Raw genomic sequence first — 9,124 nt, 5'->3', positions numbered from 1 at the left:
CAGGCAAGACTGGATAATATCGGGTTCCAGAACATCGGACAGCGATGCAAATTCGGTAAGGCGGTTGATTGACGTGCGTGCTAATGCTTCTGACAATTCCATAAAAAAATCCGATGGCTTAACGGCTCATCGGATTCTTACATCTCCACAGGATCGGTCAACCGATCAGGAAAATATTTCTTAACTGATCGGCATTACCAAATCGGGGGCTTTTTTATTGGCTAAAGCTTGTAATGCTCTGGGCATCGGCATATCTTTTATTAGTATTTTTGTCTAAAAAATGTATTTTAAATCGGAATAAATAATGAAACGGTTGCCGAGTATTAAACAACTACAGTATTTATTGGCATTGCATGAGCATCAACATTTTGGCCGGGCAGCAGAGGCGTGTTATATCGGCCAGTCTACGTTAAGTGCTGCTATTGCTAATTTAGAAGAGACGATGCATGCGCAGCTTCTGGAGCGTGATCACAAAACTTTCATTTTTACTCCGTTGGGTGAAGATATTGTCCGACAGGCGCGCTATATCATTGAACAGTGCGAAGAGTTAACTGATTTTGCTAAATGTCAGGGCAAACCAATGGCGGGGCCTTTCCGGCTTGGCTGTATTCCAACCATCGCGCCTTTTGTGCTGAGCGAAGTGATGACGCTATGCCGCAAGCGTTATCCTGAATTACAGTTATTGCTGCGTGAAGACACATCAGATAACTCTTTGCATGCTTTGGCAGAAGGGCGGCTGGATATGGTCTTGCTGGCGTTACCTTATGAAACCGGCCCTTTTCATACCGAAGTGTTGGCGCAGGATGGTTTTAAACTGGTGTTACATAAAGACTGGTTGGACAGGGGGTTTAACCAAGATATTAGCCAGTGGCCAGATGAAAGTATCTTTTTGTTAGAGCGTGAACATTGCCTGACAAACCATGCTGTAAAGGCCTGTGAGTTAGACGATAGCCGCAAGGTTAACCCGTTTTTTGCCACCAGCCTGCATACGCTGACACAAATGGTAAACAATAAGCTTGGTGTTACCTTTATGCCGCAAATGGCTATTAACAGCGGTTTGCTCGATAGTACAGAGCTGATTAGCCGGGCTCCTGGTAATGCTGCTGCGTATCGTGATATCGGTGTAGCCTGGCGACCCACGTCAACTAAGGCCCGCAGTTATCGTTTAATGGCTGATCTTATCGCCGAGGTGTTGCAACAAAAGTGCGGTGCACGTGTGTCTGAGTCATTGGCCGCTAGCCAATGATCACTCTGTGACCAGATAAAAATCACTATATTGCTGATAAAACTGCTGCAGTTCACCACTGGCAAGCAGTGCGTTAAAGCGCTGGTCCCAGATACGTTTTAGTTGCTGACCAGCGCTCGTGTCGGCAAAGGCAATATAAATGTCATCAGCGGCGATAGCTTTTAACTGTAGCGGATTAAGTTGTTTTTTTTTGCTTTTAAAATAGTGATCTAACTGGCTTTGCTCAGCCAGATAAACATCTATACGCTGCTTTTTCACCAACTCCACACCTTGTTGCACCGATAACACTTCGTATCCAACTCTGGGTAGATTGAGTATGGTGCCAAAATCATATGCCAGGTTCCAGGCCAGACGCAGTGGTTTTAAGTCAGCCACCGTTGTAAATTGAAGAAAATTCGGATGATAAATAGCAACGATTTTGTCCTGGTCAATTGGCCTGGCAGACAGCAAAAATCGGCCACTATTGTGGCCCGATACTGCCAAGGTAATATCTGCCTTATGCTGGCGTACCAGGGTTAAGGCGCGGTTGTAGTTGCTTAAGGTCACTTTAAGTTGAAACGGGTAAGGCTGGTATATCAGCCGGATCAAATCGAAGTAGGCGCCGCTGTGATCCTCATGGGTAAACCCCTGCCATTGCTCTGTCGCCACATGGATAGTGCCCAGATCTGGTTGCGTGGCCAAACTGGCCGCGGTCTGTGCGCTGCAGACAGCCGTTTGAAACAGTAACAACAGGAGCAGCAGTAACAAGGATCTCGGCATATCGGTAAACTCACGAGAGATTCTAGCGTAAAGTGTAGCGATTATTTGCTAGAATGCGCGCTGTTTTTATCACACCGCGCCCATTGGTCGGTAAAGCCAAGGAACCATCTATGTCAGTAAAAAGCATGCAAGTTAAAGACTTTTCGTTCGAACTGCCCGAGCAGCTAATCGCCCGTTTTCCCAAAGCCGAACGTTCATCCAGCCGCTTATTGGCAATGGATAAACTTAACGGTGAGTTAAGCCATCATATTTTTAAAGATCTGACAGATTTTTTACAGCCCGGTGACTTACTGGTATTTAACAATACTAAAGTGATACCTGCGCGGTTATTTGGTCAGAAAGACTCTGGCGGCAAGGTTGAAGTGTTGGTAGAGCGTATGCTGGATAACAAGCGTTTTCTGGCGCATGTTCGTGCCAGCAAAGCCCCTAAACCCGGTGCCATTTTGTTGTTAGAAAGCTCGGCCGAAGTAAAAATGAATCAGCGCCACGACGAGTTGTTTGAACTTGAGGTTATCGGTGAAGAACCTGTGCTTGAGATGCTGGAGCGTTTAGGCCACATGCCATTACCGCCTTATATTGACCGGCCGGATAACGATGAAGATAAAGCGCGTTATCAAACGGTGTATAACGAAAAACCCGGTGCGGTTGCCGCGCCTACTGCTGGTTTACATTTCGACCAGCCGTTACTGGATGCGCTGAAAGCCAAAGGTGTCGAGTTTGCTTATATTACTCTACACGTTGGTGCAGGCACCTTTCAACCGGTGCGGGTTGATAACGTGTTAGAGCACAAGATGCATGCTGAATACATTGAAGTACCGCAGAATGTGGTGGATGCCATTGCTGCATGTAAAGCGCGGGGTAATCGGGTGGTTGCGGTTGGTACTACTTCGGTACGCTCATTAGAGTCGGCGGCGCAGCAAGGCGGCGGTAAATTGATTGCCTATAACGGCGATACGCAGATTTTTATCTATCCTGGTTACGAATTTAAGGTGATTGATGCCTTAGTGACGAATTTCCACCTGCCAGAATCGACGCTGATTATGCTGGTATCCGCGTTTAGTAACCGCGAAAATGTAATGAACGCTTATAAAACGGCGATAGCTGAACAGTACCGGTTTTATTCCTACGGTGACGCGATGTTTATTCGCTAGACGTAATTTCGCTTTATTGAAGAGTCAGGTTTTCGAGCGCAGCAGCGACAGGGACAGTGTTAAGGCTATGGCCGGGAAATTCTTATTTCGCCGTCTTCGACAGCACGTCCCTGTGCTGTCTCAGCCTCCGCGGCTTCCCTGCCGCTGCTGCATAAGAACACCCAGCCAGAGCCTGCATAATTTGCAGTACGTTTCATCCAGCCGGTTCAGCTTAGCTTCTGCTGGTTAAGCTGCTATAATCGCGGCGCAAAAAGCCGGACTGTTTTTCCGGCGTATGAGGATAGTAATGAAATTTGAATTAGACACCACAGATGGCAAGGCCCGCCGCGGCCGGCTTATTTTTGAACGTGGCGTAGTTGAAACGCCGGCTTTTATGCCTGTTGGCACCTACGGCACAGTAAAAGGCATGACGCCGGAAGAGCTGGAAGCAACAGGCGCACAAATTTGCTTAGGCAATACCTTTCACTTAATGCTGCGTCCTGGCACTGAAATCATTAAAAAGCACGGTGACTTACACGACTTTATGCACTGGCATAAGCCAATTTTGACCGACTCAGGCGGTTTTCAGGTATTTAGCTTAGGCGAGCTACGTAAAATTACCGAAGAAGGCGTTAAATTTCGCTCTCCATTAAATGGCGAGCGCATCATGTTAACGCCAGAGCGTTCAATGGAAGTGCAGCGCGACCTGGGCTCCGATATTGTCATGATCTTCGACGAATGTACGCCTTACCCGGCAACTGAGCAGCAAGCGAAAAAGTCGATGGAAATGTCATTGCGCTGGGCTAAGCGCAGCAAAGATGCCCATGGCGACAACCCATCGGCTCTGTTTGGTATTATCCAGGGCGGTATGTACCCGGGTTTACGTGATGTATCGCTTAATGGCTTAGAAGACATTGGCTTTGATGGCTACGCCATAGGCGGATTATCGGTGGGTGAACCCAAAGAAGACATGATCCGCATTTTAAACCACACCACGGATAAAATGCCGGCGCATAAGCCGCGGTATTTAATGGGGGTGGGTAAACCGGAAGATATCGTTGAAGCGGTGCGCCGCGGTATCGATATGTTTGACTGTGTAATGCCTACCCGTAATGCCCGTAACGGTCATTTGTTTATTAGTACCGGTGTGGTAAAAATCCGCAACGCGAAATATAAAGACGATATTGGCCCATTAGACGCAGAATGCGACTGTTACACTTGTAAAAATTATTCCCGTGCATATTTACATCATTTGGACCGTTGTAATGAAATTCAGGGAGCAAGGCTAAACACCATGCATAACCTGCATCATTACCAGAAATTAATGCAAGGATTGCGCGCAGCGATAGCCGCTGGTACTTTGACACAGTTTGTCGAACAATTTTATACCAAGCGTGGCTTGCCGGTACCGGCACTAGACGCGCTTGATACTAATAAAGAACAACATTAATCACAATTTAAGGGGACACTTATGAGTTTATTTATCAGCGATGCCTATGCACAAGCGGCACCGACAGGCGCTGCACAAGGTGGTGGCTGGGATCTTATTATTATGTTGGTGGCCTTTGGTCTGATCTTCTATTTTTTGATCTACCGTCCACAAGCCAAACGGGTAAAAGAGCACCGTAACCTGATGTCAGCACTGGGTAAGGGCGATGAAGTTCTTACACAAGGTGGCTTAGTAGGGCGTATCAGCAAAATAGCCGAAGACAAAGACTATGTTGTGATAGCACTAAACGATAGCACTGAAGTTACAGTGCAAAAAGCTGCTATCAGCGCCGTATTGCCAAAAGGCACGCTGAAGTCACTGTAAGCCGGAAGAAAGGATAAGCTGGTGTTAAATCAAAACCCTTTGTGGCGCTATTTCGTCGTTATTGGCATGTTGCTGGTAGCGCTGGTTTATGCGCTGCCTAATTTATACCCGGAAGACCCGGCACTGAATATCAGTGCAACCCGCGGTGGTACGGTTAGTGAACTCACCCGGGCTCAGCTGGAGCAAAGCTTTAGCGAAGCCAATGTTGCGGCTAAATCTGTCGCGTTAGAAAATGGCCAGATTTTAGCCCGTTTCAACAGCACAGAAGATCAATTGCAGGCGCGCGAAATAGCCAGCCAGGTATTAGGTAGCAGTTTTGTCACGGCGTTAAACCTGGCACCGGCAACACCCGACTGGTTGGCCGCTATTGGTGCTTCACCCATGAAGCTAGGCCTGGATTTACGGGGTGGTGTGCATTTTCTGATGGCGGTTGATATGAAAGCCGCTTTAGATAAAAACCTCAACGATATGGTGCAAACCTTCCGTACCGACTTACGTGAAGAAAAAATCCGCTATCGTAATGTGCAGGCAGACCTTGCTCGCGGGTTGGTCGTCCTTAGCTTGCGTAGTGTTGAAGACGTTACCGCCGCCGAAACGATTTTGAAAAATCGCGACCGTGAACTGGTGTTTACCGCCGGCCCCGATGAACTGACCGTGTTTGTAAGCATTAGCGAAATCCGCATAAAAGAAATTCGCGAATATGCCTTAGAGCAAAACATCACCATTATCCGAAACCGGGTAAATGAAATTGGTGTTGCCGAGCCATTGGTACAACGTCAAGGTTCAGATCGTATCGTGGTGCAGCTGCCAGGCGTACAAGACACCGCACAAGCGAAAGAAATTTTGGGTGCTACTGCATCGCTGGAATTTCGTTTGGTTGACGAAGAGGGTGACTTATCTGCAGCATTAGATGGCCGTGTGCCACCCAATGCTGAACTGTATAAAACCCGTGATGGCCGTCCGGTATTGCTAGAAAAACGTGTCATGTTAACCGGTGAACACATTACTGGTGCCAGTTCTGCTTTTGACGAATATAGCCGACCGCAGGTGAGCATTAAGTTAGATGCTAAAGGCGGTAACATGTTATCCGCGGCAACGCGTGATGCTATAGGCCGTCGCATGGCGTCAGTATTTATTGAGTACAAACCGGGCACAGAAATTGGTGAAGACGGTAACCCTGTGCTGATTAAACAGCAAGAGGTGATTAACGACGCCACTATTCAAGCCCGTTTAGGTCGCGATTTCCGCATTACCGGTATCAGCTCACCTGGCGAAGCGCAAAACCTGGCGACGTTACTGCGTGCAGGTGCGCTAATTGCACCCATTCAGATCATTGAAGAACGCACTATCGGCCCAAGCCTGGGTAAAGAAAACATTGAACTTGGCACCACGGCTATTCAGTGGGGTATGGTATGTGTGTTGATCTTTATGGTTATTTACTACAAAGCCTTTGGTATGGTGGCTAATCTGGCATTGGTGGCCAACCTGATATTAATCGTTGGCGTGATGTCGATGATTCCAGGCGCTACGCTTACCCTACCAGGTATGGCGGGTATTGTACTAACGGTAGGTATGGCGGTTGATGCCAACGTTCTTATATTCGAACGTATTCGTGAAGAATTAGCCGATGGACGTTCAGTTCAACAAGCTATTCACCATGGCTACGACCGCGCATTTGCTACCATTGCCGACTCCAACATTACCACCTTGTTGGTTGCGCTAATTCTGTTTGGTATTGGTACTGGCCCGGTTAAAGGTTTCGCGGTAACGCTGGCAATTGGTATTTTAACGTCAATATTCACCGCTGTAGTGGGTACCCGTTTATTGGTTAATCTGTTCTGGGGTGGCCGCCGCGTGCAGTCACTGCCAATATAAGGGGTATATAATGAGAATATTTTCCTTTAGTCAGCCACTGGGTTTTATGCGGTTGAAATGGCCGGCAATAGCGCTTTCCGTGCTGTTAATTCTTGGCTCACTGCTGTCTTTTGCTACCAAAGGCATTAACTGGGGCTTAGATTTTACTGGCGGTACGGTAATTGAAATCGGTTTTGTACAACCGGCTGATTTACCTGCTGTACGGCAAACGCTAACCTCTGCAGGATACGGCGATGCGGTGGTGCAGTTATTCGGCACCAGCCGTGATGTACTTATACGTATTCCACTGCGCACCGATGTCGACCAGTCAACGCTGGGTGACAATGTCATTAAGGCGCTAAACGCCTCGCTGACAGAGCCGGTGACAATGCGTCGTATCGAGTTTGTTGGCCCAAGTGTTGGTGAAGAGCTAAAAGAAGATGGTGGCCTGGCAATGCTAGTGGCACTAATTGGTATTTTGCTGTATGTCACCATGCGGTTTGAATGGCGCTTGTCTGTGGGTGCGGTAATGGCGTTGTTTCACGACGTTACGTTAACAATGGGGCTGTTTTCAGTATTGCAGCTGGAGTTCGACTTAACGGTGCTTGCAGCGATACTGGCACTAATAGGTTACTCGATTAACGATACTATCGTGGTGTTTGACCGCATAAGAGAAAGCTTTCGTAAATTGCGCGACACCAGTGTCGATGACACTATTAACGATGCCATTACGTCAACCTTAAACCGTACTGTTATTACCTCATTAACCACCGTATTGGTGTTAGTGGTCCTGTTTTATATGGGTGGTGCGTTAATTCATGGTTTTGCTACGGCGTTGTTGTTTGGTATTGCTATTGGTACCTACTCGTCTATCTATGTCGCCAGTGCGATAGCTGAAATTCTCGGTATCAGCCGAGAAGACATGCTACCGCCACCGCCGATAGAGAAAGAAGGCGAAAATACTGACGCTTTGCTGTAATTGCACAGTTAAAGATGCTAAAAATGCCAGTCATTGACTGGCATTTTTTTATGGAGCCACATTAAGATGACGAAGCAACATGCCCCCGGTTTTTTAGCACTGGTTACCCAGGCAAAAGCCCAGATTAAAGAAATTAGCATTACCGAATTACAGGAACATAACCAGCCTTATGTGCTATTAGATATTCGCGAAGATCATGAATGGGCGCAAGGCCACTTACCCGAGGCCATGCATTTGGGTAAAGGCATCATTGAACGCGATATTGAGCAAACTGTTGCCGATAAAAAACAAAAGCTGGTGTTGTATTGTGGTGGCGGTTTTCGCTCGGCTTTATCTGCACAGACCTTACAACACATGGGCTATCAGAATGTATACAGCCTGATTGGAGGCTATCGGGAGTGGCGTGAACGTAATTTACCGGTAGAAGTACCCACGGCAATATAACAGGAGTATTAAATGGTGAAGTTAACCACTAAGGTAATAGGTCTGTGCGCTATTGCGACGTTATTTTGCAGTGCAGCACTACAGGCAGACACATCAGTATGGCGCGTTAGCAAAGGCGCGCAGCAGCTGTATATTGGCGGTACTGTGCACTTATTACCGCCAGAGCAGTTTCCGTTGCCACCGGCTTTTAACCAGGCATATGATCAGGCAGATGTGCTGGTGTTTGAAACCGATGTGCGTGAGTTGGAAACTGCCCAAGGTATGCAGTTGTTAATGCAACAGGCCATGTATAGCGATGGTCGCAACCTAATGCAGGTGCTGTCGGCAACGACATATAAGCAGTTGCAACAGTATGCCAAAGTGCAAGGGGTCGATTTGGCAGCGCTAAACGGTTTTAAACCCGACTTTGTCTTACTTACCTTAATGCAGGTTGCACTGCAAAAAGCTGGCATGGCAGGTGAAGGCGTGGACATGCATTTTCTCAAGCAAGCCGTGGCAGACAATAAACCGTTATTGTTTTTGGAAACCGTAGAGCAGCAGTTGAATATGCTGCTAAATGTGTCTGCTAATAACGAAGATGCTTTTGTCCAACAAAATTTGCAGCAGTTATCAGCATTAGAAACGGAGTTAGCTAATATCATTGCGGCCTGGCGCAGCGGTGATCGGGCGGCAATGGCTAAGCTGGCAATGGCCTATACCGACACGCCAGAAGGAAAGCAGTTTTATGATGTATTATTGGTTCAGCGCAATAAAAACTGGCTGCCACAGCTAGAGAAAATGTTTGCTACACCAGAGGTAGAATTAGTGCTGGTAGGTGCACTGCACCTTGCTGGCGAGCAAAACGTGCTGCAGTTGTTGCAACAGCAGGGCTATAACATTACGCAGCTGTAATACATTTA

General features: G+C 47.3%; 9 protein-coding genes. 8 read left to right on the top strand and 1 reads right to left on the bottom strand.

Annotated features, from left to right (window positions below):
- Nucleotides 1-304 precede the first annotated feature (304 nt).
- Nucleotides 305-1,246, top strand: a complete 942-nt coding sequence (locus tag H595_RS0110125; RefSeq protein ID WP_027671113.1) for a hydrogen peroxide-inducible genes activator — start codon at nt 305-307, stop codon at nt 1,244-1,246.
- Here the strand turns inward: H595_RS0110125 and H595_RS0110120 are convergent, their stop codons facing one another.
- Complete coding sequence (locus H595_RS0110120; protein ID WP_169338549.1) at nt 1,247-1,927, bottom strand: substrate-binding periplasmic protein; 681 nt, start codon at nt 1,925-1,927, stop codon at nt 1,247-1,249. It lies immediately after the preceding gene.
- A 203-nt stretch (nt 1,928-2,130) separates the two neighbouring features.
- Here H595_RS0110120 and queA point away from each other — a divergent pair, with 203 nt between their 5' ends.
- From queA to H595_RS0110080, 7 genes are all read left to right on the top strand, one after another.
- Entirely contained in the window at nt 2,131-3,156 is a 1,026-nt protein-coding gene (queA, locus tag H595_RS0110115) for a tRNA preQ1(34) S-adenosylmethionine ribosyltransferase-isomerase QueA (protein ID WP_027671111.1), read from the top strand.
- Between the two features lie 286 nt (nt 3,157-3,442).
- Nucleotides 3,443-4,585, top strand: coding sequence for a tRNA guanosine(34) transglycosylase Tgt (gene tgt / locus H595_RS0110105; protein ID WP_027671110.1), 1,143 nt, complete (start codon nt 3,443-3,445; stop codon nt 4,583-4,585).
- A gap of 21 nt (nt 4,586-4,606) precedes the next feature.
- Nucleotides 4,607-4,948, top strand: coding sequence for a preprotein translocase subunit YajC (gene yajC, locus H595_RS0110100; protein WP_027671109.1), 342 nt, complete (start codon nt 4,607-4,609; stop codon nt 4,946-4,948).
- 21 nt (nt 4,949-4,969) lie between these two features.
- Nucleotides 4,970-6,823 carry a protein translocase subunit SecD gene (gene secD / locus H595_RS0110095; RefSeq protein ID WP_027671108.1) on the top strand — a complete coding sequence of 618 codons (1,854 nt, stop codon included), beginning with the start codon at nt 4,970-4,972 and terminating at the stop codon, nt 6,821-6,823.
- A 10-nt stretch (nt 6,824-6,833) separates the two neighbouring features.
- On the top strand, nt 6,834-7,781 hold the full coding sequence (gene secF, locus H595_RS0110090; RefSeq protein WP_027671107.1) for a protein translocase subunit SecF: 948 nt from the start codon (nt 6,834-6,836) through the stop codon (nt 7,779-7,781).
- Between the two features lie 66 nt (nt 7,782-7,847).
- Nucleotides 7,848-8,225: a rhodanese-like domain-containing protein gene (locus tag H595_RS0110085; RefSeq protein WP_027671106.1), complete on the top strand. Its 378-nt coding sequence runs from the start codon at nt 7,848-7,850 to the stop codon at nt 8,223-8,225.
- Nucleotides 8,226-8,237: 12 nt separating this feature from the next.
- Nucleotides 8,238-9,116, top strand: a complete 879-nt coding sequence (locus H595_RS0110080) for a TraB/GumN family protein (RefSeq protein WP_051219830.1) — start codon at nt 8,238-8,240, stop codon at nt 9,114-9,116.
- The last annotated feature ends 8 nt before the right edge of the window (nt 9,117-9,124 follow it).

Origin of the sequence: Rheinheimera baltica DSM 14885 (assembly GCF_000425345.1) — a bacterium.
GTDB lineage: Bacteria > Pseudomonadota > Gammaproteobacteria > Enterobacterales > Alteromonadaceae > Alishewanella > Alishewanella baltica.
This window is presented reverse-complemented; position numbering and strand designations above follow the sequence as displayed.